We start from the raw sequence: 26,241 nt of genomic DNA on the forward strand, positions 1-26,241 counted from the left end.
GCGTCGGTTCCTTGCATGCTTTGTCGGGTGGGTTCGTGAGCCGGGATTTTCGCAGTCTGCTGCCCGCGGCCGTGCGCGACGGCGACGGGATTGACCAGGCGTTGACCCACCGCAGCGCCGGCGGGCGCAATAATGAGCGCCTGGAGTTCCTGGGTGACGCCGTCCTTGGGCTGGTGATCGCCGACGCCCTGTACGAGAAGCTCCCGGACGCCCCGGAAGGGGATCTCACCCGCCTGCGTGCGGCCCTGGTCAATCGCGAGTCGCTGGCGGATCTGGCTCGGGAGACCGGCCTCGAGGGCACGCTGAACCTGGGGCAGGGCGAACGCAAGAGTGGCGGCCAGCGCCGCGACTCCATCCTGGCCGATGCGGTGGAGGCCCTGATCGGGGTGACCTACCGCGAGGCCGGGATGGAGGCCGCGCGCGACTTTACCCTGGCGCTGTATGTCGAGCGCCTGAACGATCTCCCGTCGGCCGAATCGCTGAAGGACCCCAAGACCCGGCTGCAGGAACAACTGCAGGGCCGCAATGCGGATCTGCCGGTCTACGAGGTGCTGGAGGTGGTCGGCCCCGATCACAAGCGCCAGTTCACCGTGGCGGTCCACCTGCCCACCCAGGGCTGGGGCCAACGTGGCCAGGGCTCCTCGCGCCGTCGCGCCGAACAGGCCGCGGCCGAGGCGGCCCTGAAACGCCTGCAACAGGTACAGGAACAATGAGTGAAACCGTAGTCCCCGAACCCGCCACCACGCACTGCGGACTGGTCGCGCTGATTGGCCGACCGAACGTGGGCAAGACCACGCTGATGAACCGCCTGGTTGGGGAGAAGCTGGCGGCGACGACCCGCCGGCCGCATACCACGCGCAATCGCATCCTCGGCATCGTGACCGAGGGGCAGGACCAGGTCGTACTGATGGATACCCCGGGGATCGATACCGAGCGTACCCAGCTGGTGAACCGGGTCCTCAATCGCACGGCCAGCCAGGCGCTGGCGGATGCCGATCTGGTCTGCTTCATCGTCGAGGCTGGAGAGTTCGGCCCCGGCGACGAGCGCATCGAGGAGACCATCCGTCATTCCGGGCGTCCGGCACTCCTGGTGATCAACAAGGTGGACCAGTGTCGGGAGAAGGAAGAACTCCTGCCGTTCATCGAGGCCCGCGCCGCGGCCTTCGGCTATGTCGGCGTGGTACCGCTTTCGGCGAAGACCGGATCCAACCTGGACGGTCTGATCGCGGAGATTCGGGCGCATATCCCGGAGGGGCCGTTCCTGTACGACCCGGATCAGCTCTCGGATCGCCCGCAGCGCTTCCGTGCCGAAGAGATGATCCGCGAGTCCATGCTGGAGCATCTCGGGCAGGAAGTCCCGTACTCGGTGGCGGTACGCGTGGAGGAATGGGCGGACGAGCCGCGCACCACTCACATTGATGCCGTGATCCTGGTCGAGCGCGACAGCCAGAAGGGCATCGTGATCGGCAAGGGCGGGCAGCGACTCAAGCGCATCGGCCAGGCCGCACGCGTCCAGTTGGAGGCGCTGCTGGAGCGCAAGGTGATGCTGCGCCTGACCGTGCGTGTCGAGGCCGACTGGACCCGCAACCCGCGCGCCCTGCGTGACCTCGGGATCGAAGAATCGCGGTGAGCGCGACCGCCGGGCTCACCCAGGGGGTGGTCCTGCACGCCCGCCCGCTACGCGAGAACAGCCGGGTGCTCGACCTGCTCACCGCCGAGGCCGGGCGCCTGTCGGCAGTGGTGCGCGGCAAGGCCGGATCGGTGCAGCCCTTCGTGCTGCTGGATCTCGCCTGGCGTGGGCGCGGTGAGCTGCCGACGCTGAATGTGGCCGAGCAGCAGCGGGTCTTCCCGCTGACCGGGCGGGCCCTGGTCTGCGGGCTGTACCTGAACGAGCTGATCCTGCGCCTGTACCCACGCGACGCACCGATCCCGGAGGCCCTCCCGGCGCTGTTATCCGCTTATGCCCGGCTGGCCGCCCGCGAGCGCGCCGATACGGTCCTGCGCCGCGCGGAATGGGCCCTGCTCGCACCACTCGATTCCGGGCTCGAACACGTGGACCCGGCCGAGCTGGACCCCGATGCCTGGTACCGCTACGACCCGGAGGCGGGGGTCGAGCGTGTGGCCGCCGGTCGCAGCGAGGCGATCCCCGGTGTCGCGCTGCAGGCGCTGGCCAGCGCCTGCGACGTGCCGGATAATCAGGCCCGCGTCAGCCGCGACTTCATGCGTCGGCTGATCGACACCCATCTGGCCGGGCGGCCGCTGCGGACCCGGGGTCTGCTGTAGTGGCCCGGACCGCAGCCATACAAGGGCATCGCATCATGTCGCATCCTGCTCCGCTGAAGCTCGGGGTCAATCTCGACCATATCGCCACCATCCGCCAGGCGCGGCATACGCCGTACCCGGACCTGATGCAGGCCGTGCGCCTGGCCGAGGCCAGCGGTGCGGATTCGATCACCCTGCATCTGCGCGAGGACCGGCGCCACATTCAGGATGACGACGTATTCGGGATCAAGCCGCGGCTGAAGGTCCCGATGAACCTGGAGATGGCAGCCACCGAGGGGATGCAGGCGATCGCCCTGAAGCTGCTCCCGGAGGCCTGTTGTATCGTGCCGGAGAAGCGCGAGGAGCTGACCACCGAGGGCGGCCTGGATGCCTTGGGCCAGCTGGAGCGTTTGCGCGCGTTTGTTGCGCCGCTGACCGCCGCCGGGATCGAGGTCTCGCTGTTCGTGGAGCCGGATGCGCGCCAGCTGGAGGCCGCCGTGGCTATCGGCGCCCCGGTGGTAGAGCTGCACACCGGCGCCTATGCGAATGCCCGCGATGTCGCCGAGCGCGAGCGGCTCCTGGGCGGGATCAACGAGGCCGCTGCGGCCGGCCGGGCCATGGGGCTGGTCATCAACGCGGGGCACGGGCTGGACTATGACAACGTGCGGCCGATTGCTGCCAACCCGGTGTTTCACGAGCTGAACATTGGGCATTCGATCGTGGCCCGGGCCCTGTTCACCGGCCTGCCCGAGGCGGTCAGCCATATGCGCGGCCTGATGGATGCCGCGCGCCAGGGTCTGCCGCCCGGTCAGTACCCGGTTTGAGCGCCGGATGATCCTGGGCATCGGCACCGATCTGGTGCAGGTCGCGCGCATGCAGGGCATGTGGGAGCGCCACGGTGCGCGCCTGGCGGAACGTATCCTGCACCCGCTGGAGCGCGTGGACCTGCCGCCCGAACACCCGGCCGGTTTTCTCGCCCGGCGCTTCGCCGCCAAGGAGGCCCTGTCCAAGGCGCTCGGCTGCGGTATCGGGGCGGATATGGCACTGGCCGAGGCCGGCGTGACCCATGATGCCCGTGGTCGGCCGGAGTTCGTGCTGGAGGGGCGTGCCCGCGCCACGGCCGAGCGTCTGGGCGCCGGGACCATCCATCTCAGCATCAGCGACGAGCGCGATTACGCCCAGGCGTTTGTCGTGATTGAGGCCGAGCCGGCCGGTATGCGCCCCGAGTAACCCCCATTTCCCTCCGGGCGTGGTTGCCCGCCCGGAGGCGCCTCCCTAGAATGTGACCCCTTATGCCCGCCGGTCTCCATGGATTCCGCGTCGGGCGCAGCCCTGAGCGAGCGACGGAGTCCACTCCATGCCCTGGAACGAACCGGGAAACAACAACCGCGACCCCTGGAGTGGGGGTGGTGGCGGCCAGCGCGGTAGCGGTGGCGGCGGAGGCGGTAACCAGCCGCCCGATCTCGAAGAAATGATGCGCAAGCTGTCGCGTCAGCTGAACGGCATCTTCGGCGGGGGCGGCAGTGGCGGCTCCGGCGGTTCCGGAAGCGGCGGCATGGGCCGCGGCACGCAGGCCCTGGTCAGCCTCGGCCTGATCATTGCCGTGGTTGTCTGGCTGGCCTCCGGATTTCATATCATCTCGGAAGGCGAGCGCGGCGTCGTGCTGCGTTTCGGCGAATTCCAGCAAGTGAAGAATCCGGGGCCGGGCTGGCACCTGCCGTACCCGATCGAGCGCGTCGAGATCGAGAATGTCGACAACGTGCGTACGCTCTCCCACCGTGCCCTGATCGTGACCGGTGACGAGAACATCATTGATGTCGACATCGCGGTGCAGTACCGCGTCCTCGATCTGGTCGACTACCTGTTCAACGTGCGCGACCCCGACACCACCGTGAACCAGGTGATGGAGTCGGCGATCCGCGAGCGTATCGGCAAGAACAACCTGGACTTCATTCTCGGCGAGGGGCGTGGCGAGATCGCATCCTCCTCGCGAGTGGTGATGCAGGAAAACCTCGATTCCTATGGCGCGGGCATTATCGTGACGGCCGTGTCCATGCAGCAGGCGCAGCCGCCGGAGCCGGTGCAGGAGGCCTTTGCCGACGCGATTCGTGCCCGCGAGGACGAGGTGCGTTTCCGCAACGAGGCCGAGGCCTACGCCAACGGTGTGATTCCGCGGGCACGCGGTCAGGCCGCCCGTATCATCGAGGAGGCCGAGGGTTACCGGGACCAGGTGATCGCGCGCGCCGAGGGTGACGCCTCGCGCTTCGATCAGTTGCTGGCCGAATACCAGCAGGCGCCGGATGTGACTCGCGACCGTCTGTATCTCGAGGCCGTCGAGGCCGTGCTGCAGGATTCCCGCAAGGTCATGCTGGATGTTGGCAGCAGTAACAACCTGATGATGCTGCCGCTGGATCAACTGTTCCAGGGGCAGCGCTCCACCACTAATTCCGGTGACACGCCAACACCGCGGCCGCTGGATACCAGTCGCAGCACGTTCGGCAACAGTGGCACGGGCACGAACCGACTGGGCGATCGCAGCCCGGCCGCCCAGCGTTCGCGGGAGGTTCGCTAATGTTACGCATCGTCGGTATTGCCGTAGTCGTGCTCGGGATCGTGGTCGCGCTGTCGACCTACACCGTCGACGAGCGTGACCGCGTGATCAAGTTCGCCCTCGGGGAGATCCGGGAGGTCGACCCGGCCCCTGGGCTGCACTTCAAGTTCCCGCTGATCCAGAACGTCGAGAAGTTCGACGCCCGGATCATGACGCTGAATATCCCGCCGGACCGGTTCCTGACCTCCGAGGCGAAGAACATCATTGTCGACTTCTACGCCAAGTGGCGGATCGACGATGTCGGCCAGTTCTACCGTGCCACCCGTGGTGACGAGCGTCTGGCCGAGGAGCGCCTGGCCCAGATCCTGCGCGACGGGATGCGTAACGAGTTTGCGCGCTTCGAGTTGCAGGACGTGGTCGCTGGCGAACGCCTGACGATCATGGGTGCGGTGCGCCAGACTGCGTTGGAGACCGCGCAGGAGCTGGGGATCGACCTGGTTGATGTCCGCATCCGCCGCATGGACCTGCCGGAAGAGGTGTCCGAGTCGGTGTACGAGCGCATGCGCGCCGAACGTCAGCGGGTCGCCCAGGACTTCCGCGCCCGTGGTCAGGAAGAGGCCGAGCGCATCCGCTCGCGCGCCGACCGTGAACGCACGGTCATCCTGGCGAACGCCTATCGGGACTCGGAAGAGATCCGCGGTGCCGGTGATGCGATCGCCACCGAGACCCTCGGCCGGTCGTTTGGCGAGGATCAGGAGTTCTTCCGCTTCTATCGAAGCCTGATTGCCTACCGCAATAGCATGAGTGGCGAGAACAGCACCTTCATCCTGGAACCGAACTCCGAGTTCTTCCAGTTCTTCAACGCCCCCGGTGGCGAACGCCCGGCGCCGTTGCCGACCCGGTAAAGGAGGGGCGGAGGCGGTCCGCCGTGGCCGCCTCGAAGGTGGCCGTTTGCAACGGGCCCGGAAGATTCCGGGCCCGATTTTTGCCGGGCCGCCACTCGGGCGTGGCGGATCACAGCACAAGAGCAGGGACGAGATGACCGATATCAACCGCTGGTTGCTGCCGGACGGGCTGGAGGAGGCCCTTCCGGATGCTGCGCGCCGTCTGGAGGACCTCCGCCGGCGCGTGCTGGACCAGTTCGACACCTGGGGCTATGACCTGGTGATGCCGCCGCTGGCGGAGTATCTGGAGTCCCTGTTGACGGGTGCCGGGCACGCATTGGATTTGCAGACCTTCAAGCTGACGGATCAGCTCACGGGCCGCATGATGGGCGTGCGCGCCGACCTGACCCCGCAAGTGGCGCGGATCGATGCTCACCGTCTGCGTGTCCAGGGCCCGAATCGGCTTTGTTACGTGGGCAGTGCGCTGCGTACCCGGGCAGATGAATGGTCGGGTTCACGCAGTCCGCTCCAGGCCGGGGCCGAGCTGTTTGGTCATGACGGGATCGATAGTGATCTCGAGATTATCCGCTTGATGCTGGCGACCCTGGCTGCCTGCGGAGTGGAGCGTCCTAGCATGGATCTTGGCCACGTCGGGATCTATCGCGCCCTGGCGCAGGATGCGGGTCTGGACGCGAGCCAGGAGCAGGAATTTTTCGATCAACTCCAGCGCAAGAGCGTGCCCGAGATCGAACAGACCCTCGCGGCCTGGGAGGCCGGCGGCATGGATCCGGCGGCCTGTGCGCGGCTGCGCTCCCTGGTGGATCTGAATGGCGATGCCACGGTACTCGACGCTGCCCGTCGCGCCCTGGCCGGTGCACCCGCCGAGGTGGCGGTGGCGCTGGATCACCTGCAGGCAGTGGTCGCACGGCTTGAGGCGAGCGAGCCGGGCCTGGACCTGCACCTGGACCTGGCCGAGCTGCGCGGCTATGCCTATCACACCGGTCTGGTGTTCGCGGCCTTCGTGCCCGGGTCCGGCCAGGCGATCGCGCGCGGTGGCCGTTATAACGAGATCGGTCGCGTCTTCGGCCGCGCACGGGCGGCCACCGGTTTCAGCACCGATTTGCGCGCCTTCGTGCGCCGCGAGGCCGGGGCGCCGATGACGCCTCGTCAGACGGTACTGGCACCGGCCACCGGCGATGTGGCGCTGGAAGCGGCCATTGCGGATCTCCGTGCCCGTGGCGTGCGCGTAGTGCGCGAGCTGGAAGGCCAGGACAACGAAGTACCCGGGGGCGCGCGGCTCGAGCAGCGCGCCGGGGAATGGACAGTAGTGGAGCATTGATGGCGATGGGACGTTTTGTAGTCGTACTGGGCAGCCAGTGGGGTGACGAGGGCAAGGGCAAGATTGTCGATCGTCTGACCGAGGATGCCGCGGCCGTCGTGCGCTTCCAGGGCGGACACAATGCCGGGCATACCCTGGTGATCGATGGTGAGAAGACCGTGCTCCACCTGATCCCGTCGGGCATCCTGCGGGAGGGCGTGGAATGCATGATCGGCAATGGCGTGGTGCTCTCGCCCGAGGCTCTGATCACCGAGATGGAAGAACTGGAGGCCAAGGGTGTGCCGGTGGCGGACCGTCTGCGCCTGTCGGATGCCTGCCAGCTGATCCTCCCCTACCATGTGGCCCTCGACCTGGCGCGCGAAAAGGCCCGTGGCAAGGCCGCGATCGGGACCACCGGGCGCGGCATTGGTCCTGCCTACGAGGACAAGGTTGCGCGCCGGGGCCTGCGCCTGGACGATCTGTTCCACCGCGAACGCCTGGCGGCCAAGCTGGGCGAGGTGATGGACTATCACAACTTCGCGCTGAAGCATTACTTCAAGGCCCCGACCATCGACCAGCAAGAGGTCTTGGAGCAGTGCCTGGCGCACGCCGAGCGCCTGCAGCCGATGGTCACCGACGTGGCGGGCCGCCTGCACAAGCTGCGCGAGCAGGGCAAGGACGTCATGTTCGAGGGGGCCCAGGGCACGCTGCTGGACATCGACCACGGCACCTATCCGTTCGTGACCTCGTCGAATACCACCGCGGGTGGTGCGTCCACCGGGTCGGGTGTGGGGCCGCGCGACCTCGACTACGTGCTGGGGATCACCAAGGCCTACACGACCCGGGTGGGCGCCGGACCGTTCCCGACCGAGCTGTTCGACAACATGGGTGAACACCTGGCGCGGCAGGGCAATGAGTTCGGTTCCACCACGGGGCGCGCACGGCGCTGCGGCTGGTTCGATGCCGTCGCGCTGAAGCGGGCCGTCAAGGTGAACAGCATCAGCGGATTGTGCATGACCAAGCTGGATGTGCTGGACGGCCTGGAGAACGTGCAGATCTGCGTGGGCTACAACTGCGATGGCGAGACCCGCGAGGCGCCGCCGTCCGGCGCCGAGGCCTATGCGGCCTGCACGCCGATCTACGAGGAGATGCCGGGGTGGACGGAATCCACGGTCGGGATCCGCGAGTATGACCAGTTGCCGGCTAATGCCCGCGCCTATCTGGAGCGCCTGAGCGAGGTGGTCGGGGTGCCGGTCGACATGGTCTCCACGGGGCCCGATCGTGACGAGACCCTGGTGTTGCGCGACCCGTTCGACAGCTGATTGCGTGTCTCTCTGGGCACGTCGGGGCGCGCACCACCGTGCGGGCTCCGGCGCGCCGAGTGGTGGAGCAGGCGGGATTCGCCACGCAGAAAATCCGCCACCCTCACGGGTGTCGCTTCGCGTATAACAGGGATTCGAATACAGCTGAAAAATGGTGCCGAGGAGAGGACTTGAACCTCCACGGGGTTACCCCCACTAGCACCTGAAGCTAGCGCGTCTACCAATTCCGCCACCTCGGCACGAGGGACGACACACAATGAGGAAACCGTGTGTCCTGCGCTTCAGGAGCGCGCAATATAGAGCGCGGCTGGGGGGCTGTCAACGCCCCGGAGCGGGAATGTTTCCCTCCGGTGTGGTCGGCAGGGGGCGCGCAAACGCGTCCCCTGCGCAACAAAATTCCGCATGCCTCATAATGGGCGCTTTGCGCGCCCAGCCGGATTCCCGGCGAGGGGCTGCCCATTGCAACATCCACAGAGTTCACTGAATGCCAAGACAACGTCGCAAGACCCCCGCCGATCCCAATTTCGAGCGCGAGGCGCAGAAATACGACAACCCCATCCCCAGTCGCGAGTTCATCCTCGGGCTTCTGCAGGAAGCCGACAATCCGTTGTCCTACGACGAGATCGCGGAACGTCTGAAGATCGACGACGACGATCGCCTCGAGGCCCTGCGCCGCCGCCTGAAGGCGATGGAGCGCGATGGGCAGGCCCTTTGCAACCGTCGCGGTGCCTATCTGCCGGTCAACCAGGAAGACCTGATCCGTGGGCGCGTGATCGGTCACCCGGATGGTTTTGGTTTTCTGGTGCCGGACGAGCAGGATGACGACCTGTTCCTGTCGCCGAAGCAGATGCGCGGGGTATTTCATGGCGACCGGGTTCTGGCCCGGGTCATGGGCGTTGATCGTCGCGGCCGCCGCGAGGGCGGGATTGTCGAGGTCCTGGAGCACAACACCACCCAGGTGGTCGGGCGCCTGAAGATCGAGGACGGTGTCGGCATCCTGACCCCGGACAACAAGCGCATCACCCACGACATCCTGGTGCCGCCGGACGGCCTGGGCGAGGCGGAGGACGACCAGATCGTGGTCGTGCGCATCCGTGAATCCGCTTCGCGCACGGCGCGCCTGCGTGGGGACGTGCAGGAAGTGCTGGGCGAGCACATGGCACCGGGCATGGAGATCGACATCGCGATCCGTGCCCACGCCCTGCCGCACGAGTGGCCGGACGAGGTCACCGCGGCGGCCGACGAGCTGGGCGCCGAGGTGGCCGAGGCGGACAAGAAGGATCGCCTGGACCTGCGCGAGAAGCCGTTTGTCACCATCGATGGCGACGACGCCCGCGACTTCGACGACGCCCTGTACTGCGAGCCGGAAGGCAAGGGCTGGCGGCTGTGGGTTGCGATCGCCGACGTGTCGCACTACGTCCAGCGTGACGCCGCGCTGGATCGCGAGGCGCGCACGCGCGGCACCTCGGTGTACTTCCCGAACAACGTGATCCCGATGTTGCCGGAGGCCCTGTCCAACGGTCTGTGCTCGCTGAATCCGAACGTGGATCGTTTGAGCATGATCTGCGAGATGGAGATCGGTGCGCGCGGGGCGCTGAAGAGCTATCGCTTCCACGAGGGACTGATCCGTTCGCACGCCCGCCTGATCTACGAGGACGTGGCCGCGATGCTCGACGGCGACGCGGCGCAACGTGAGCAGAACGCGCATGTGATGCCGAACCTGGAGACCCTGCACCAGGCCTTCAAGGCCCTGCACGCGGCGCGCAATCGCCGGGGCGCGATCGATTTCGACACCACCGAGACCAAGATCGTCTTTGGCGAGGACCGCAAGATCGAGAAGATCGTGCCGACGGTGCGCAATGATGCGCATCGCCTGGTCGAGGAGTGCATGATCATGGCCAACGTGGCCGCCGCGCGCTTCCTCAAGAAGCACAAGGTGCCGGCGCTGTACCGCATCCATGATCAGCCGCCGTCGGACAAGATCGATGACCTGCGCGACTTCCTCAATGGCGCGGGTCTGAGCCTGGGCGGTGGTGACGAGCCGAGCCCCGCCGACTACACCGAAGTCCTGAAGGCAGCGCGCCAGCGCACCGACCAGCAGCTGATCCAGACCGTGCTGCTGCGTTCGCTGAGCCAGGCCGTGTATGCCCCGGAGCTCGATGGCCACTTTGGTCTGGCGCTGGACGACTACGCGCACTTCACCTCGCCGATCCGCCGCTATCCGGACCTGCTGGTGCATCGCGGTATTCGCCATGTGCTGCGCAAGGGCAGTGGCAAGGCCTTTCCGTACTCGCATGGCGACATGGAGCAGTTGGGTGAGCATTGCTCGATGGCCGAGCGACGCGCCGACGACGCGACCCGCGACGCGGTGGCCTGGCTGAAGGCCGAGTACATGCAGGACAAGGTCGGCGAGACCTTCCCCGGCGTGGTCTCCGGAGTCACCGGGTTCGGTCTGTTCGTGGAGATCAAGGACGTCTACATCGAGGGCCTGGTGCACGTGACCAGCCTCGACAACGACTTCTACCACTTTGACCCGGCACGCCACAGCCTGACCGGCGAACGCGGTGGCCGGGTGTTCCGTATCGGCGACGAGCTCCAGGTGCAGGTGGCCCGGGTGAGCCTGGATGATCGCAAGATCGATCTGGCCCTGGCCCAGGAAGCGGGCCAGCCGAGTCCCGCCGCTCCGCCGCCGAAAAAGCGCAGCCGTCGTAGCAAGCGCCGCAAGGATGCCGATGCGGCGCCGGTCGAGGCCGCCGCCGAACCAACCGCAGCAGCGCCCGAGCCTGAGGCAAAACCCACAGCAGCCGGGCCGGAGGCGCCCGCGGCCGACGATGATGCCCCGGCGCCGAAGAAGAAGCGCCGCCGTCGTGGTGGCCGCCGCCGTGGGGCCGCCGGTGGCGACACGAGCCCTGCTGCCGAGCCGAGCCCGGCGAAAGAACCGAGCTCGGAGAAAGAGCCGAGCCCAGGGAATGAAGCAAGCCCGGGGAATGAGGCGAGCCCAGGGAATGAAGCAAGCCCGGGGAATGAAGCAAGCCCGGGGAATGAAGCAAGCCCGGGGAATGAAGCAAGCCCGGGGAATGAACGGACCCGGGGCAGCGGACGTGGCCGGGGCAACGCACGCCGCCCGCGGAACGCGCCGGATGAAGGCAACAGCGATGCCCCGGAACCGGGCAACGAGGCGGTTCCGCCGCCGCGCCCCGAGGCCGACAAGGACGGAAATACCATTGTCGAGCCGAGTGCGGATCGCCCGGCCAAGGCCAAGGAATCCTCTGGGTCCGGACGTGGCCGCAGCCGTCGTCGACGTCCGTCCTCGTCCTGAGGCGCCGGGTGAACCCGCGTCTGTTCCCTCGCTTGCTCGGGGGCTGCTCAGACGGTGTCCGCCGGGGCGTTGACCCGTGGCGGGATCGCCGTGGCGGAGGTCCGCGATGAGCAAGGGGGGCAAGGGTAGCCGCGCCGAGACCTTTGGTGGCATCCACGCAGTGGCCGCCGTGTTGCAGCGGGCCCCGGAGCGGGTCAAGCGACTGCAGCTGGCGCCCGACCCCATCGAACCCGCCCTGGAGCGCCTGCGAGCGCTGGCGCAGTCGCGGGGTATCTCGATCGAGCGGGTAGGCCGCGAGCGGCTCGATCAACAGCTTCCGGGGTTCCAGAACCAGGGTGTGGTCGTGCACTGCACGCCGCGCCCGCTGCTGGACGAAAAGGCCCTGATCACCCGGGTGCGCGATGGCCTGGATCTGCTGCTGGTGCTCGATGGGGTGACCGACCCGCACAATCTCGGGGCCTGCCTGCGGACCGCGGATGCGGCCGGGGCCGGGGCGGTGGTCATGCCGCGCCATCACAGCGCCGCATTGACCCCCGCCGCCATCAAGGTGGCGTCCGGGGCCGCCGAGACCGTGCCGGTGGTGACGGTCGGCAATCTCGCGCGGACGCTGGCAGCCCTGAAGGATGCCGGGATGTGGACCGTAGGCCTGGCCGGGGAGGGGGGTGAGAGCCTCTATGACCTGGACCTGCGCCCGCCGACCGCGATCGTCATGGGGGCCGAGGGCGAGGGCCTGCGGCGTCTGACCCGGGAGGCCTGTGACCACCTCGCGGCCCTGCCGATGCAGGGCGCGGTAGAAAGCCTCAACGTCTCCGTCGCCACCGGCGTCACCCTGTTCGAGGCGGTCCGTCAGCGCCGCGAAGGTCCGCCGGCTGGTTCTGCGTAGCTGGTAGCCTTCCCATGGGCGGTGCAAACCCCTGTTTCGCCGGCTCCCTGCTTGTTGTTGGCGCCCGCTTCGGTTATCGTGTCGCGCCTTTCTGCCCTGCGGCTGCGTCCGCTGGGTCGAACCCTTGCCTCACCGCATTTGACGGGAGGCTGATACCCGCAAGGAGTTCCCGATGCGTCATTACGAAGTTGTATTCCTGGTCCACCCGGACCAGAGCGAGCAGGTCCCGGCGATGATCGAGCGCTACAAGGGTCTGGTCGAAGGTCATGAAGGCAAGATCCACCGCCTGGAAGACTGGGGCCGCCGTCAGCTGGCCTACCCGATCCAGAAGCTGGTGAAGGCCCACTACGTGCTCATGAACATCGAGGCCTCGGAAGAGGCGATGGAAGAGCTCGCCAGTGCCTTCCGGTTCAACGATGCCGTGCTGCGCCACCTGGCAATGCGCATGGAAGAGGCCGTGACCGAGATCTCCCCGCTGGCCAAGGGCCAGGAAGAGGAGAGTGGCAAGGGCCGTCGCCGCGAGCGTGACGACGAGGGTGGCGAAGGCGCCTCCGACGACTCGGCTTCCGCCGAGTAAATCCCGCCCGCCCGTTCGTTGACCGAATCATTGAAGGAGATCTGACATGGCCCGTTTTCCGCGTCGCCGCAAGTATTGCAAGTTCACCGCCGAAGGCATCGAGTACATCGATTACAAGGACCTGAATCTGTTGAAGGGTTTTGTGACCGAGACTGGCAAGATCGTGCCCAGCCGTGTCACTGGCACCAGCGCGAAGTATCAGCGCCAGCTGGCCACGGCGGTGAAGCGTGCGCGCTTCCTGGCCCTGCTGCCGTACAGCGATAACCACTAAGTCCCGCACCGGTTCGCCGGGGCCGTCGCCATGCGCGTACTGGCCGAATTTGCGATGAAAAGCCGGAGCCGCGCCGTAGGCGCGGTTTCCGCCTTTGGCGTGGCGGGCCTGTTCCTGCCTCCGGTGGCGCTGCTCAGCAGTGCGCTGATCGCCCTCGTGGGGCTGCGCATCGGCCTGCGCCAGGCACTCCTGGTGATGGTGCTGTCCGCAGTGGTGCTCGGGGTGGCGATGTTTGTCCTGATCCCGGAGGCCCCGCTGTTCGCGGGGGTGGTTGCCGGGGTGGTGCAGTGGGCGCCAGTGGCGCTGCTCGCCGAGCTGCTGCGGCGCACGATCTCGTGGCGCATGACGCTGCAGGTCGCCGCCGCGGTCGCCGGGGTCGGCGTGCTGGCCGTGCACCTGCTGGTGCCGGATCTCGAGTCCACCTGGGCCGAGGCGGGCATGGCCCTGCTGGGGCCTCTGGTCGAGGGCAGCGACACCGGGCCACAGGAGTTGGAGGCGGGGCTGCGCCGCGCGGCGCCGTACCTGACCGGGCTCTTGGCCGGGATCCTGCTGCTGAGCTTGACGCTGGCCGTGCTGCTGGGTCGCTACTGGCAGGCACTGCTGTACAACCCGGGGGCGTTCGGCGAGGAGTTCCGGGGCCTGCAGTTCGGGCGGATGCTGAGTGCCGTCACGCTGCTGCTGGCCGGTATCGGTCATCTGGGCCCGGTCCCGGTGGCCACCGAGTTGGCGTTCATCCTGGCGGTGCTGTTCTTCCTGCAGGGGATCGCGCTGATGCACGCGCTGACCTTCCGGCAGGGGATGAGCAGTTTCTGGCTGGTGGGGATGTACGTGCTCCTGGCCCTGGCCATGCCGCAGATGTTTCTGCTGCTGGCCACCATCGGGGTGATCGACGCCTGGGCGGATATCCGCTCGCGACTGGGCCCCGGTTCCGCGCAGGGCGGGCAGGACAGTGACAACAATCCGTGAGACCGGTCCGAGACCGGTGTAGAATGCGCCCCTTCGGGGGCTGATCAAACGTTACAGGAATACCAAAGATGGAAGTCATTCTGCTGGAAAAGATCGATAACCTGGGCACCCTGGGCGACCGCGTCAACGTGCGTCCGGGCTTTGCGCGCAACTTCCTGCTGCCGCAGGGCAAGGCCAAGTTTGCCACCGCCGAGAACATCGCCGAATTCGAGGCGCGTCGCGCCGAACTGGAAAAGGCGGCGGCCGAGGCCCTGGCTGCGGCCGAGGCCCGCAAGGAAAAGCTGGACGCAACCGTGCTCGAGATCACCGCGAAGTCCGGTGGCGAAGGCAAGCTGTTCGGCTCCATCGGCCCGGCGGACATCGCCGACGCGCTGACCGCCAAGGGTACCGAAGTCGAAAAGCGCGAAGTGCGCATGCCGGAAGGTCCGCTGCGCACCACCGGTGAATTCGAGATCGGCCTGCACCTGCACTCGGACGTGGACGTCGACATCCGCGTCGTCGTGATCGGCGAAGAGTGATCCGCCGGATGTCGGGAGGGTGGCCCCACCGGGTCGCTGATACCCGGCACATGGGCGGGTTCGTCGCATGAACTCGCCCATGATCCCGAACCCGCGGGTCCCCCCGCATTCCGAGGAGGCCGAGCAGGCGGTCCTCGGAGGGCTGATGCTGGATAACGCTGCCTGGGACCGGGTGGCGGACCGCATCACTGCAGACGACTTCTACCGCCATGATCACCGCCTGATCTTCCGGGCGGTGTCCGCGTTGGCGGATCGTAATGCCCCGTTCGACATGGTCACCGTGTCGGAGCAGCTGGATCGCACGACCGAGCTGGAATCGGCCGGGGGCATGGCCTATCTCGGACGGCTGGCCGCCGAGACGCCGAGTGCGGCCAACATCGTGGCCTATGCGGATATCGTCCGCGAGCGCTCTATCCTGCGTTCGCTGATCTCGGTAGGTACCGAGATTGCCGATTCCGCCTATACCCCGGACGGCCGCGGTTCCAAGGAGCTGCTGGACGTGGCGGAGCAGAAGGTCTTCCGCATCGCCGAGCAGGGTGCGCGCGGGGCTCAGGGCTTTCGCGGGATGAAGCCACTGCTGACGGCGGCGGTGGACCAGATCGAGTATCTCTACGAAAGCCAGAATCCGATCACCGGGATTGCCACCGGTTACCAGGATCTGGATGCCCTGACCTCGGGGCTGAATCCGGGCGATCTGGTGATCGTGGCCGGGCGGCCTTCGATGGGGAAGACCTCGTTCGCGATGAACATTGCCGAGTATGTGGCGATGAAGAACTCCGAGCCGGTCGCGATTTTCTCCATGGAGATGCCGGGTGAGCAGCTGGCCATTCGCCTGCTGTCCTCGATGGGGCGGATCAACCAGCAGAAACTGCGCTCCGGACGCTTGGAGGATGGCGACTGGCCGCGCCTGACCAGCGCGGTGCAGATGCTGTCCGAGGCCCCGCTGTACATCGACGATACGCCGGCGCTCTCGCCCACCGAGCTGCGAGCACGGACCCGGCGGTTGATGCGCGAACACAAGGGCCTGGGCCTGATCGTGGTCGACTACCTGCAGCTGATGCAATCCCCCGGCAGCAGCGAGAATCGCGCCAACGAGATCTCGGATATCTCGCGTGGCTTGAAGGCCCTGGCGAAGGAGCTGAGTGTGCCGATGATCGCGTTGTCGCAGCTCAACCGTTCGCTGGAACAGCGTCCGAACAAACGCCCGGTGATGTCCGACCTGCGCGAGTCCGGGGCCATTGAACAGGATGCGGACATCATCGCCTTCGTTTATCGCGACGAGGTCTACAACGACGAGTCGCCCGACAAGGGCACGGCGGAGATCATTATTGCCAAGCAGCGTAATGGTCCCATCGGGACCGTGCGCCTGACCTTCCACGGGCAGTTCACCCGTTTCGAGAACTACGCCCCCGACGTCTACGGCGAGATCGGCCACTAGGCACGACGTGAGACGCGCGGCCAGCATCCAGCTCCATCCCGAGGCGCTCCGACACAACCTGGGTGTGGCGCGCCGCTTGGCGCCGGGCGTTCCGATGTGGTCGGTCATCAAGGCCGAGGGCTACGGCCATGGTCTGCTGTGGGCGGCCGAGGCCCTTGCACAGACGAGCGATGGTTTGGCGGTCTCTCAGATCGGCGAGGCCCGCGCCTTGCGCGCTGCCGGCTTCGGCGGCCCACTCCTCGTGTTGCAGGGCCCGCGCGAAGTCTCCGAAGCGCGTGCCTGTACCGAGTTCGACCTGCAGCCCGTGCTGCACGACGCGACGCAGCTTGACCATCTCGACGCCGCTGGCGTGGTGCTTCCCGTGGTCTGGGTCAAACTCAACACCGGCATGAATCGCCTGGGTTTCGCGCCGCAGGTGGCAAAGCGCGTCGCCACGCGTTTGCAGGCCGCCGGACACGGGTGCGGTGGCCTGCACTGGATGACGCACCTGGCGTGCGCCGACGAGCCCGGGCATCCGCAGAATGCTTGCCAGCTGGAACAATTCGGCGCGACGGTTTCCGCTTTTCCGGGGCTCCGTAGCGTGGCCAATTCGGCGGCCCTGTTCGCCGGCTGGGGCAAGGGCGGGGCGTCGGCGGCGCCCGGCGACTACTGGGCACGCCCCGGCATCATGCTCTACGGCGCGCATCCGGCCTCGGTCCCCGTCGAGCATCTCCCGGAGGGTCCGGACGGTGATCTGCGCCCGGCGATGACCGTGCGCGCCCCGATCATCGCCACCCAGCCTCTCGAGCCTGGCAGTACGGTGGGCTATGGCGCGACCTGGACCGCCGCCGCTCCGGGCCGTGCCGGGATCGTGGCAATGGGATATGCCGATGGCTACCCGCGGCATGCCCCGTCGGGCACGCCGATCCTTGTGCAGGACCGGCTCTGCCCGTTGATCGGGCGTGTCTCCATGGACATGCTGGCGGTGGACCTGTCCGGGTTGCCGGAGGTGCAGGTCGGTGCCATGGCGACGTTGTGGGGCGAGGGCCTGCCGGTGGAGCGGGTCGCCCGCGCGGCGGGCACCATCAGCTACGACGTGCTCACGCGCGTGGCGGACCGGCTGCAGCCCGGAAACTGACGAAAACGCCGGGTACACTGTCCGGTCAGCAATCCGTGGCCCGAGAGACCCCAATGACCGATTTCGATCCCAGCGAATACGACCCGCAGACCGTCGCCATCCGCTATGGCTACCAGCGCACGCCCGAGGGCGAGCACTCCGAGGCGATCTTCCCGACCTCGAGCTTCGTGTTCGGCTCGGCCGCGGAGGCCGCCGCGCGCTTCGGTGGCGAGGTCCCGGGCAATATCTATTCGCGCTTCACCAACCCCACCGTGCGCACCTTCCAGGACCGCCTGGCCGCGCTGGAAGGCGGCGAGGCTTGCGTGGCGACCGCCTCCGGGATGTCCGCGATCCTGGCGACCATGATGGGCCTGCTGAAGGCGGGCGATCACGTGGTCTGTTCGCGCTCGGTGTTCGGGACCACCACCGTGCTGTTCAACAACTACCTGGCGCGTTTCGGCGTCGAGGTGACCTACGTCGAGCTGTCGAACCTCGAGGCCTGGGAACAGGCGACGCAGTCGAACACGCGGCTGTACTTCTGCGAGACGCCATCCAACCCGCTGGGCGAGGTGGTGGACATCCGTGCGCTGGCCGACATCGCCCATCGCCACGACGTGCTGCTCGCGGTGGACAACTGCTTCTGCACGCCGATCCTGCAGCGCCCGCTGGATCTGGGCGCCGATATCATTATCCACTCGGCGACCAAGTTCCTTGACGGCCAGGGCCGCTGCCTCGGCGGTGCCGTGGTGGGCGACGCCGAGCGGGTGGGCAAGGAGGTCTACGGCTTCCTGCGCACCGCGGGTCCGACGTTGTCGCCGTTCAACGCCTGGGTGTTCCTGAAGGGGCTGGAGACGCTGCCCCTGCGCATGCGCGCGCATAGCGATAACGCGCTCAATCTGGCGCAGTGGCTCCAATCCCACCCCGCGGTCACGGCCGTGCATTACCCCGGCCTCGAAGATCACCCGCAGCACGCGATCGCGAAGCAGCAACAAAGCGGCTTCGGCGGGGTGCTGAGTTTCGAGGTCGCCGGCGGACGCGACGCCGCCTGGTCGGTGATCGACGCCACGCAGTTCCTGTCGATCACCGCGAACCTGGGGGATGCCAAGACCACCATTACCCATCCGGCCACCACCACCCACGGTCGCGTGGACCCGGAGAAGCGCGAGGCCCAGGGCATTACCGAGGCCCTGGTGCGGGTCGCGGTCGGGCTCGAGGCCGTCGCCGATATCCAGCGCGATCTGGCGCGCGGCCTCGACGCCCTGGGCTGAGACGGGTATGTCGGCTTCCAGCGGGGAGGCCCGTTCGCAGCCGCGCCGGCGGCGCCCGCGCTGGCGCGTCCTGCTGACTGTGGTCATTGCGTTCCACCTGCTGGGCTTCCTGTCCTCGCTGGATGCGCTGATGTCCACCCGCACATCGCAGGGCGCGGTGGCCTGGATCGTTTCACTCAACACCGTGCCGTATGTGGCTGTCCCGGCCTATTGGGTGTTCGGCGCCAGCGAGTTTCGCGGCTATGTCGTGGCGCGCCGCGACGAGGACTCCAGCCTGGCCCGCGCGCTGCAGCCGAAGACCGAGGAGCTGTGGTCGCACCAGTACGTCGCGCAGGAACCGAGCAAGCACCTGGATGGCGTACAGCAGCTCGCCCGCTGGCCGTTTCTCCACGGCAACGAGGTCGAGCTGCTGGTGGACGGCGAGGCGACCTTCGACAGCATCTTTCGCGGCATCGAGCAGGCCGAACGCTACCTGCTGGTGCAGTTCTATATCGTGCGTGACGACGCGATCGGGCGCGAACTCCAGCGCCGGCTGGTGGAGCGTGCCGAGGCCGGTATCGAGGTCTATTTCCTGTATGACGAGATCGGGAGCTACCGCCTGCCCGGGAGCTACCTGGACACCCTGCGTGAGGCGGGCGTCCATGTGCAGCACTTTCACTCCACCCGCGGACGCGGCAATCGCTTCCAGCTGAACTTCCGTAATCATCGCAAGATCGTGGTCGCCGATGGCGAACAGGCGTGGGTCGGCGGGCTGAACGTGGGCGACGAGTACCTGGGCCGCGATCCGGCAATCGGTGCCTGGCGCGACACCCACCTGCGCATTGCGGGGCCGTCCGCCCTCGCGTTGCAGTCGGTGTTCCTTGAGGACTGGCACTGGGCCACCGAGGCGGTCCCGGAGCTGGAATGGAAGCCGGCGACCATGGCGGAGGACGGGGTGCCGGTGCTGATCCTGCCCTCCGGTCCGGCCGACGAATTCGAGACCGCCAGCCTGATGATGCAGCAGGCGATCCACGCGGCGGACCGGCGCATCTGGATCGCCAGCCCGTACTTCGTGCCCGACGAGGGCGTGCAGGGCATGCTCAAGCTGGCCGCCTTGAGCGGCGTCGACGTGCGCGTGCTGATTCCCGAGGTCACCGACAACCCGCTGACCACGCATGCGGCCTACGCCTTCCTGGGGCCGCTGCTGGACGCCGGCGTGCGCATCTATCGTTACGAGGAAGGCTTCCTGCACGGCAAGGCGTTCGTGGTGGACGACATGGGCGCGGCCGTGGGTACCGTGAACCTGGACAACCGTTCCTTCCGGCTGAACTTCGAGGTCACGGCACTGGTGCTGGACCCGGCCTTCGCGCGCGAGACGGCGCGCATGTTCGAGGCCGACTTTGCCCGTTCCCGCGAGATGACTCCGCAGGACGTGAACGATCTTCCGCTCTGGCGCCGCGTGGCCGCGCGTGCCGCCTACCTGCTGGCGCCGGTGCTGTAATGTTCTTGTGCTTCCCTGCTTGATCTATCTCATGTGAACGGTCCGCGACGCTGCTAGACTTGTAAAAAGAATGCTCTTTCGAGGCCTGCCCGTGTCGCGAGCCCTGTCCCATCTGCTGACTCTGCTGATTGCCGCCGCGCTGTTGCTGGCGCCGATCGCCGGTGCGGGCATGATGCATGGGGATCACGGGGCGGCAATCGCCACGCCGGGCCACTGTCCGGATCAAGGCGCCACCTCGCCCTCGGACCCCCTGCCTTTGGACCCCGCGGTTCAGGCGGACTTCTCGGGCTGCGAGATGCCGTGCGCGGTTTGCGGTATCTGCGGGGCCTCCGCCTTGCCTTCCTCCGTGACCAAGCCGGTCACAGCATCGCTGTCCCGCCCCGTTCCGGGGGCCGTGGCCATGGGTCCCGGCGCCCGTTCGGGCCCGGATCTGCGTCCCCCTCTCTGAGTCCTCCCTGGCCGGGCGTCCGCCCGGCCCCGGGCGATTGCGGATCGCCCCCTCGATACGCGAAACCGCGTATCGCCGTTGAATTTAAGTCCTTGGGAGGACTCCATCATGATGAATGAACAAGGTTTTGGCTGGCTGGGCGGTATGGGTCTGGGCGGAGGCCTGATCGGGCTTCTGGTCCTGGTACTGCTGATCCTCGCGATCGCCGCGTTGATCAAGTATTTGTTCGGTGGCCGGTAAGGAGTCACGCGATGACGACGTCAGAAACGAAGCCGGCGACCGCCCGCGAGGCGGTGGTCATCGTCCCCGGCATGGGGTCGGACCACTGCGGGGGCATCGTGCGCGCGGCGCTGGAAAAGACCCCGGGGGTGACCTCGGTGGGGACCAATATCGCCCGGCACCGGGTGACGGTGGGGTATGACCCCGACCAGGTCGACCCGCAGGGGCTGCGCGCCGCGGTGGAAGGCGCCGGCTACGACGTCGCGCAGGTCGAGGGCGGGGCCGGGGGATCCGGTTCGGTGCGGCTGGTGGTGCCGGGCATGGGCTCGGATCACTGCGCCGGCATCGTGCGCGCGGCGATCGAGAAGCTCGCCGGGATCGAATCCATACGCACCAACATCTCCGACCACCGGGTGACGGTGGAGGTGGCGGCGGACGGGCCCGATGGCGAGGTCCTGCGAGCGGCAGTGGAGGGGGCCGGCTATGACGTGGCGGCGGTGGAGACCGACGATGCCGCCAGCGAGGCGGACGACGCGGCGATCGACGCCGCCTACGTGAAGCAGGCCTGGAACCGTTTGTGGTTCGCGATGGTGCCGACCATCGCGATCATGGTCCTGATGATGCCGCACATGTTCTGGCAGCCGATCCCAGGCTATCTGCTGATTATCGCGTTGCTGGCCTTCCCGGTGGTGTTCCTGGCCGGGGGCGCGGCCACGCATCGTTCCGCCTGGCGTTCGCTGAAGAGCGGCAACCTGAACATGGACGTGCTGATCTCCATGGGCTCGCTGCCGCCCTACCTGATCGGGCTGGTCGGTTTCGTCTATCCGATGACCTCGTTCATCGAGATGGCCGCGACCATCATGGCCTTCCACATGCTTGGGCGCTATCTGGAGTACCGCGCCAAGGGCGAGGCCTCCTCGGCGATTCGCAAGCTGCTGGATCTGGGTGCGAAGACCGCCCGGGTCGAGCGTGATGGCGAGGAGGTCGAGGTGTCGGTCAAGTCGCTCCAGGTGGGGGACGTGATGATCGTGCGCCCGGGCGAGAAGGTACCCACCGATGGCGAGGTGGTGGCGGGCGAGAGCACCGTGGACGAGTCCATTGCCACCGGCGAGTCGGTCCCGGTGGACAAGGGCGAGGGCGACACCGTGCTTGGCGCCACCCTGAACCAACAGGGGCGATTGAAGGTGCGCGCCACCCGCGTCGGCGCCGATACCTTCCTTTCGCAGGTAATCCGCCTGGTCAACGAGGCGCAGGGCTCGCGCGTGCCGGTGCAGGAACTGGCGGACCGCATCACCGCGCGCTTCGTGCCGGCGGTGCTGGTGATCGCGCTGGCCGCGTTCGCGGCCTGGCTGGCGTTCTCCGGGGAGTTGCAGCCGATCCTGGTCTGGGGCGAGGGCTTCCTGCCCTGGGTCGATTCCGAACGCCCGCCGCTGGTGCTGGCGATCCTGGCGGCGATCGCCGTGCTGGTCATTGCCTGCCCCTGTGCGCTGGGGCTGGCCACGCCCACCGCGCTGATGGTCGGGTCCGGCATGGGGGCCGAGCGTGGCGTGCTGATCCGCTCCGGCTCCGCGATCCAGACCCTGAAGGACATTGCGGTGATCGTGCTCGACAAGACCGGCACCATCACCCGGGGGAAGCCCGCGCTGACCGACGTCATCCCGGCCGAGGGCTTCGACGAGTTCCGCGTGCTGCGGGCCGCGGCGGCCGTGGAGGCCGGTTCCGCCCACCCGCTGGCCGACGCCATCGTACAGGGAGCGCGAGACCGCGAACTGGAGGTCGCCGAGGTCGAGCAGTTCCAGTCGCACACCGCGCGCGGTGTGGAGGCCCGCCTGGACGGGGAACGGGTGCTGGTGGGAAGCCAGCGCCTGCTGGAGGAGCAGGGCCTGGATCCGTCGGCCCTGCTTGGGCCGTTGCGGGAACTGGAGGATGCCGGCAAGACCGCGATGCTGGTGGCCATTGGCGACCAGGCGGCCGGCATTGTCGCGGTGGCCGACACGCTCAAGGAAGAGTCGCAGGCCGCGATCGAACAACTGCATGCCCTCGGCATCCGCTGCGTGATGGTCACTGGCGACAACGAGCGCACCGCGAATGCCGTGGCCGCCCAGGTGGGGATCGACGAGGTGCGCGCCGGGGTGTTGCCGGAGGGCAAGGTCGAGGCCATCCGCGAGTTGCAAAAGGAGTACGGCGAGCACGTGGCAATGGTCGGCGACGGCATCAACGACGCCCCGGCCCTGCAGCAGGCGAACGTCGGGATTGCGATCGGGGCCGGTGCCGACGTCGCGATCGAGGCGGCCGACGTGACCCTGGTGCTCGGGGAGCTGACCAAGGTCGTCGAGGCCGTCCAGCTGTCGCGGCTGACCTTCCGCAAGATCGTGCAGAACCTGTTCTGGGCCTGGGGCTACAACAGCGCCGCGATCCCGATCGCCGCGGCCGGGCTGCTGCACCCGATGATCGGGGTGGTCGCGATGACCGCCAGCTCGCTCTCGGTGATCGGCAATTCCATTCTGCTGCGCCGGAGCATGCCGGCATCCCGTACTGGAGAAAAGCAATGATGAAACGACGTCAGTTTCTGGGGCTGGCCGCGGCGCTTCCCGTCATCACCACATTCGGCGGTTGGAGCCTGTTCAACCATGCAGTGTCCGCCCCTCGTTTCGACAACGCCCTGTTTCTGCCCGGCGCGGACGGCCCGTTTGCGGTCCTCGCACCCAACGAGCCGTTCACCCTGTTCGCGGAGCAGGGGTGGCTGCCGGTGCCGGGGCGCGAGGAGACCCCGTTCCTCTGGTACCGGACGCAGATGAACGGCCATGACTACCAGAATCCGATCCTCTTGTTGCGCACCGGCGATGAACTGGACGTGACCCTGCACAACCAGCTCGACGAGGGCACGATCATCCACTGGCATGGCCTGCACGTTCCGGGCCGGGTGGACGGACATCCGATCCATACGGTCGACCCCGGTGAGCAGTACGAATACCGCTTTAAAGTGACCAACCGTGGCGGTACTTACTGGTATCACACCCATGCCCATCACCGGACTGCGCGCCAGGCCCACCAGGGGCTGGCGAGCTTCCTGCTGGTGAGCGATGACGACAACGAGGCGCTGAACGAGGCGCTGGGGCTGGAGCTGGGCACGACCGACCTGCCGCTGGTACTGCAGGACAAGCGCTTCGACCGGCTCGGCCATCTGGTGTACCAGCCGAACCCGATGCAGCGGATGATGGGCTATCTCGGCGACGCGGTGCTGGTGAATATGACGCCGGCCGCGACGCACGAGGTGGAGCGCCGCATCCATCGCCTGCGCCTGCTGAATGGCTCCACCGCCCGGATTTACCGGCTGGCCCTGCGCGCGGAGGGGCAGGCCATTCCGTTTCGGGTCATCGGCACCGACGCGGGGTTGCTGGAGTCGCCCCGGGAGGCCCGGGAGGCCTTCCTGTCGCCGGGCGAACGCCTGGAGGTCCTGGTCGACTTCGCCGCGTTTGCCGGAGGCGACCGGGTCGAGCTGCACAGCATGGAATTCGACCCGATGGCCGGTGGCGGCATGGGCGGCGGAATGATGGGGCGTGGCATGGGCGGCGGCATGGGTCGCATGATGGGTGGCGGCATGCACGATGGCGATCCGCTCGCATTGCTCGAATTCGTGGTCCGCGAGGGCGAGGCGGTCACCGCCGATGTGCCCGAGCGTTTGTCGCGGATCGAGCCCATCGACGTGACGGATGCCGGCCAGCGGGATATCCGTCTGGACATGGCGCCGATGCAGTGGCGCATCAACGGAGAGACGTACGATCCTGACCGGGTGCCGATCGAGGTGGATGCCAACACGCGGGAGGTGTGGACCATCCGCAATGCGGGCCGCAGCATGCCGCACCCGATGCATATTCATGGCTTTTCGTTCCAGGTGCTGTCACGCTCCGGGGGCCCGGATTTCGTACGCGAACAGGCCGTGAACGAACAAGGGCTGACCGTCGCGGACCTGGGCTGGAAGGACACGGTCCTGCTGTGGCCGGGCGAGACCGTGCGCATCGCGATCGACTTCACCCATCACTACGCTGGTGATCAGCTCTACGTGTTCCACTGTCATAATCTGGAGCACGAGGACAACGACATGATGGTGAACGTGCGCGTCCGGGCCTGACCGTGCGTAGCGACAGAGGGATGCCATGAGCGAAAGACCGCGGCCGCACCCGGCCGTCTACCGCGCGGCCGAGGCCGCCCTGCGCGATTGCGACCCGGAGGCCAAGTGCGAGCGTGTGCTGGAGTTGGCGCGCGCCTGGTGGACGGATGAGCTGGAGGGAACGGATGCCCCCGCGCCGCAACGCATGGAGGTGCCGGGGCGGCCGGAGCGGCCGGTGCTGGTGCATCCGAAGGAGCTGCCGCGGCGTGGACTGAATACCACTGCCGGTCGGGTCGCGCTGGTGCATGCGGTGGCGCACATCGAGTTCAATGCGATCAACCTGGCGCTGGATGCCGTGTACCGCTTCCGCGACATGCCGGCGCCGTTTGTCAGCGACTGGCTGCAGGTCGCGGCAGAGGAGGCGCGGCACTTCCGGTTGCTGCGGGCGCGTCTCCTCGAGCTGGGTGCGGACTACGGGGATCTGGCGGCCCACAACGGCTTGTGGGAGGCGGCGCTGGCGACCGACCACGACGTGATGGTGCGCATGGCGCTGGTGCCGCGGGTACTGGAGGCGCGCGGGCTGGACGTAACCCCGGGCATGATCCAGCGGCTGGAAGCGGCGGGCGACACCGACACCGTGGCCCTTTTGGAGATTATCCAGCGCGAGGAGGTCGCGCACGTGGCGATCGGTACGCACTGGTTCCGCGAACTGGCCCGGGCACGCGGTCTCGATCCCGAACCGCTGTTCCTCGACCTGCTGGCCGAATACATGCCCGGCCGCGTGCGCCCACCATTCGCGCACGCGGCACGCCGCGCCGCCGGCTTCACCGAATCCGAGATGGCGCAACTGGAGGCCCAAGCCGCCGCAACCTCCTCGTAGGGTGCGGTTGAGCGCAGCGAAACGCACCGTTTCCCACGCCGCGCGAAACCCTGATGCGATTCGCTGCTCTCATCACATCCTACGCCCCCCCCGGCACCCGCTTCGCGGGTGCGGCACGCCATGGCCAAAGGCCGAGCGTGCCCAGGATGTTCGAAGACCTAGCTGTCAGGTCTCGGCTGGTTATAAACGCGTTTTCGAAAGCAGTCGGGGTGGGTTTGCTGCCACGCCTTGAGGGCCGCTACGGGCGTTCGGTGACCCAGGGCCTTTTGCTGGATGGCGTGGTTGTACAAGTACAGGTAATGGTACAGGGCGTCCTGCATCTGCTCGCTGGAGTCGATGTGGTACGTGCGCAGGAGATCGGCAATGCGCCCGTTGAAGCGCTCGACCATCCCGTTCGTCTGGGGCTTTCTGGGCTGGGTCAGGCGGTGTT

25 protein-coding genes and 1 tRNA gene are annotated in these 26,241 nt (G+C 67.4%); 24 read left to right on the forward strand and 2 right to left on the reverse strand.

Going from position 1 to position 26,241, the window contains the following annotated elements; genetic code table 11:
• Window positions 1-35: 35 nt before the first annotated feature.
• The 9 genes from rnc to D579_RS0112700 all read left to right on the forward strand — a co-directional run bounded on the left by rnc (window position 36) and on the right by D579_RS0112700 (window position 8,337).
• Window positions 36-713, forward strand: coding sequence for a ribonuclease III (rnc, locus tag D579_RS0112660; protein WP_026289529.1), 678 nt, complete (start codon window positions 36-38; stop codon window positions 711-713).
• The gene (era, locus tag D579_RS0112665; RefSeq protein ID WP_018168143.1) at window positions 710-1,630 is read left to right on the forward strand and encodes a GTPase Era; all 921 of its coding nucleotides are present in this window, start codon (window positions 710-712) and stop codon (window positions 1,628-1,630) included. The genes rnc and era overlap by 4 nt, the downstream gene beginning before the upstream one ends.
• Window positions 1,627-2,283 carry a recombination protein O N-terminal domain-containing protein gene (locus D579_RS0112670; protein WP_018168144.1) on the forward strand — a complete coding sequence of 219 codons (657 nt, stop codon included), beginning with the start codon at window positions 1,627-1,629 and terminating at the stop codon, window positions 2,281-2,283. Before era ends, D579_RS0112670 begins: the two co-directional genes overlap by 4 nt.
• A gap of 35 nt (window positions 2,284-2,318) precedes the next feature.
• Complete coding sequence (locus D579_RS0112675; RefSeq protein WP_018952215.1) at window positions 2,319-3,086, forward strand: pyridoxine 5'-phosphate synthase; 768 nt, start codon at window positions 2,319-2,321, stop codon at window positions 3,084-3,086.
• A gap of 7 nt (window positions 3,087-3,093) precedes the next feature.
• The gene (acpS, locus tag D579_RS0112680; RefSeq protein ID WP_018952216.1) at window positions 3,094-3,492 is read left to right on the forward strand and encodes a holo-ACP synthase; all 399 of its coding nucleotides are present in this window, start codon (window positions 3,094-3,096) and stop codon (window positions 3,490-3,492) included.
• Window positions 3,493-3,619: 127 nt separating this feature from the next.
• Entirely contained in the window at window positions 3,620-4,834 is a 1,215-nt protein-coding gene (gene hflK / locus D579_RS0112685; RefSeq protein ID WP_018144056.1) for an FtsH protease activity modulator HflK, read from the forward strand.
• The gene (gene hflC, locus D579_RS0112690; RefSeq protein WP_018938413.1) at window positions 4,834-5,718 is read left to right on the forward strand and encodes a protease modulator HflC; all 885 of its coding nucleotides are present in this window, start codon (window positions 4,834-4,836) and stop codon (window positions 5,716-5,718) included. The genes hflK and hflC overlap by 1 nt, the downstream gene beginning before the upstream one ends.
• A 133-nt stretch (window positions 5,719-5,851) precedes the next feature.
• Window positions 5,852-7,036, forward strand: coding sequence for an ATP phosphoribosyltransferase regulatory subunit (locus tag D579_RS0112695; protein WP_018952217.1), 1,185 nt, complete (start codon window positions 5,852-5,854; stop codon window positions 7,034-7,036).
• Window positions 7,036-8,337: an adenylosuccinate synthase gene (locus D579_RS0112700; protein ID WP_018144053.1), complete on the forward strand. Its 1,302-nt coding sequence runs from the start codon at window positions 7,036-7,038 to the stop codon at window positions 8,335-8,337. Before D579_RS0112695 ends, D579_RS0112700 begins: the two co-directional genes overlap by 1 nt.
• 152 nt (window positions 8,338-8,489) lie before the next feature.
• Here the strand turns inward: D579_RS0112700 and D579_RS0112705 are convergent.
• Window positions 8,490-8,576, reverse strand: a tRNA-Leu gene (locus D579_RS0112705).
• A 245-nt stretch (window positions 8,577-8,821) separates the two neighbouring features.
• Here D579_RS0112705 and rnr point away from each other — a divergent pair.
• The 15 genes from rnr (at window position 8,822) to D579_RS0112780 (ending at window position 25,811) form a co-directional block, all read left to right on the forward strand.
• Window positions 8,822-11,656, forward strand: coding sequence for a ribonuclease R (rnr, locus tag D579_RS0112710; RefSeq protein ID WP_018952218.1), 2,835 nt, complete (start codon window positions 8,822-8,824; stop codon window positions 11,654-11,656).
• Window positions 11,657-11,762: 106 nt separating this feature from the next.
• A complete protein-coding gene (gene rlmB, locus D579_RS0112715) occupies window positions 11,763-12,539 on the forward strand; it encodes a 23S rRNA (guanosine(2251)-2'-O)-methyltransferase RlmB (protein ID WP_018176111.1) in 777 nt (258 codons plus the stop codon).
• Window positions 12,540-12,711: 172 nt separating this feature from the next.
• On the forward strand, window positions 12,712-13,116 hold the full coding sequence (gene rpsF, locus D579_RS0112720; RefSeq protein ID WP_018168152.1) for a 30S ribosomal protein S6: 405 nt from the start codon (window positions 12,712-12,714) through the stop codon (window positions 13,114-13,116).
• A gap of 46 nt (window positions 13,117-13,162) precedes the next feature.
• Entirely contained in the window at window positions 13,163-13,387 is a 225-nt protein-coding gene (rpsR, locus tag D579_RS0112725; protein ID WP_018144049.1) for a 30S ribosomal protein S18, read from the forward strand.
• A 30-nt stretch (window positions 13,388-13,417) separates the two neighbouring features.
• A complete protein-coding gene (locus D579_RS0112730; RefSeq protein WP_018168153.1) occupies window positions 13,418-14,353 on the forward strand; it encodes a hypothetical protein in 936 nt (311 codons plus the stop codon).
• Window positions 14,354-14,421: 68 nt separating this feature from the next.
• A complete protein-coding gene (rplI, locus tag D579_RS0112735) occupies window positions 14,422-14,871 on the forward strand; it encodes a 50S ribosomal protein L9 (RefSeq protein ID WP_018144047.1) in 450 nt (149 codons plus the stop codon).
• Between the two features lie 79 nt (window positions 14,872-14,950).
• Window positions 14,951-16,309 carry a replicative DNA helicase gene (gene dnaB, locus D579_RS0112740; RefSeq protein ID WP_018144046.1) on the forward strand — a complete coding sequence of 453 codons (1,359 nt, stop codon included), beginning with the start codon at window positions 14,951-14,953 and terminating at the stop codon, window positions 16,307-16,309.
• Between the two features lie 7 nt (window positions 16,310-16,316).
• Window positions 16,317-17,426, forward strand: coding sequence for an alanine racemase (gene alr / locus D579_RS0112745; protein ID WP_026289530.1), 1,110 nt, complete (start codon window positions 16,317-16,319; stop codon window positions 17,424-17,426).
• 53 nt (window positions 17,427-17,479) lie between these two features.
• On the forward strand, window positions 17,480-18,673 hold the full coding sequence (locus D579_RS0112750; protein ID WP_018952220.1) for an O-succinylhomoserine sulfhydrylase: 1,194 nt from the start codon (window positions 17,480-17,482) through the stop codon (window positions 18,671-18,673).
• Window positions 18,674-18,680: 7 nt separating this feature from the next.
• A complete protein-coding gene (gene cls / locus D579_RS0112755; RefSeq protein ID WP_018952221.1) occupies window positions 18,681-20,153 on the forward strand; it encodes a cardiolipin synthase in 1,473 nt (490 codons plus the stop codon).
• Window positions 20,154-20,244: 91 nt separating this feature from the next.
• Window positions 20,245-20,601 (forward strand): hypothetical protein, encoded by a 357-nt coding sequence (locus tag D579_RS15380; RefSeq protein ID WP_231376865.1) that lies wholly within the window; start codon window positions 20,245-20,247, stop codon window positions 20,599-20,601.
• A gap of 108 nt (window positions 20,602-20,709) precedes the next feature.
• Entirely contained in the window at window positions 20,710-20,841 is a 132-nt protein-coding gene (locus tag D579_RS15420; protein WP_017925682.1) for a hypothetical protein, read from the forward strand.
• A gap of 11 nt (window positions 20,842-20,852) precedes the next feature.
• Window positions 20,853-23,372: a heavy metal translocating P-type ATPase gene (locus D579_RS0112770; RefSeq protein ID WP_018952222.1), complete on the forward strand. Its 2,520-nt coding sequence runs from the start codon at window positions 20,853-20,855 to the stop codon at window positions 23,370-23,372.
• Window positions 23,369-24,952 carry a multicopper oxidase family protein gene (locus D579_RS0112775; protein ID WP_018952223.1) on the forward strand — a complete coding sequence of 528 codons (1,584 nt, stop codon included), beginning with the start codon at window positions 23,369-23,371 and terminating at the stop codon, window positions 24,950-24,952. The genes D579_RS0112770 and D579_RS0112775 overlap by 4 nt, the downstream gene beginning before the upstream one ends.
• 25 nt (window positions 24,953-24,977) lie before the next feature.
• Window positions 24,978-25,811 (forward strand): ferritin-like domain-containing protein, encoded by an 834-nt coding sequence (locus D579_RS0112780; RefSeq protein WP_018952224.1) that lies wholly within the window; start codon window positions 24,978-24,980, stop codon window positions 25,809-25,811.
• A 158-nt stretch (window positions 25,812-25,969) separates the two neighbouring features.
• Here D579_RS0112780 and D579_RS0112785 read toward each other — a convergent pair.
• A partial coding sequence (locus D579_RS0112785; RefSeq protein WP_018952225.1) for an integrase core domain-containing protein occupies window positions 25,970-26,241 on the reverse strand: 272 nt, incomplete at its 5' end.

Origin of the sequence: Thioalkalivibrio sp. AKL12 (assembly GCF_000377925.1) — a bacterium.
Classification (GTDB): domain Bacteria; phylum Pseudomonadota; class Gammaproteobacteria; order Ectothiorhodospirales; family Ectothiorhodospiraceae; genus Thioalkalivibrio; species Thioalkalivibrio versutus.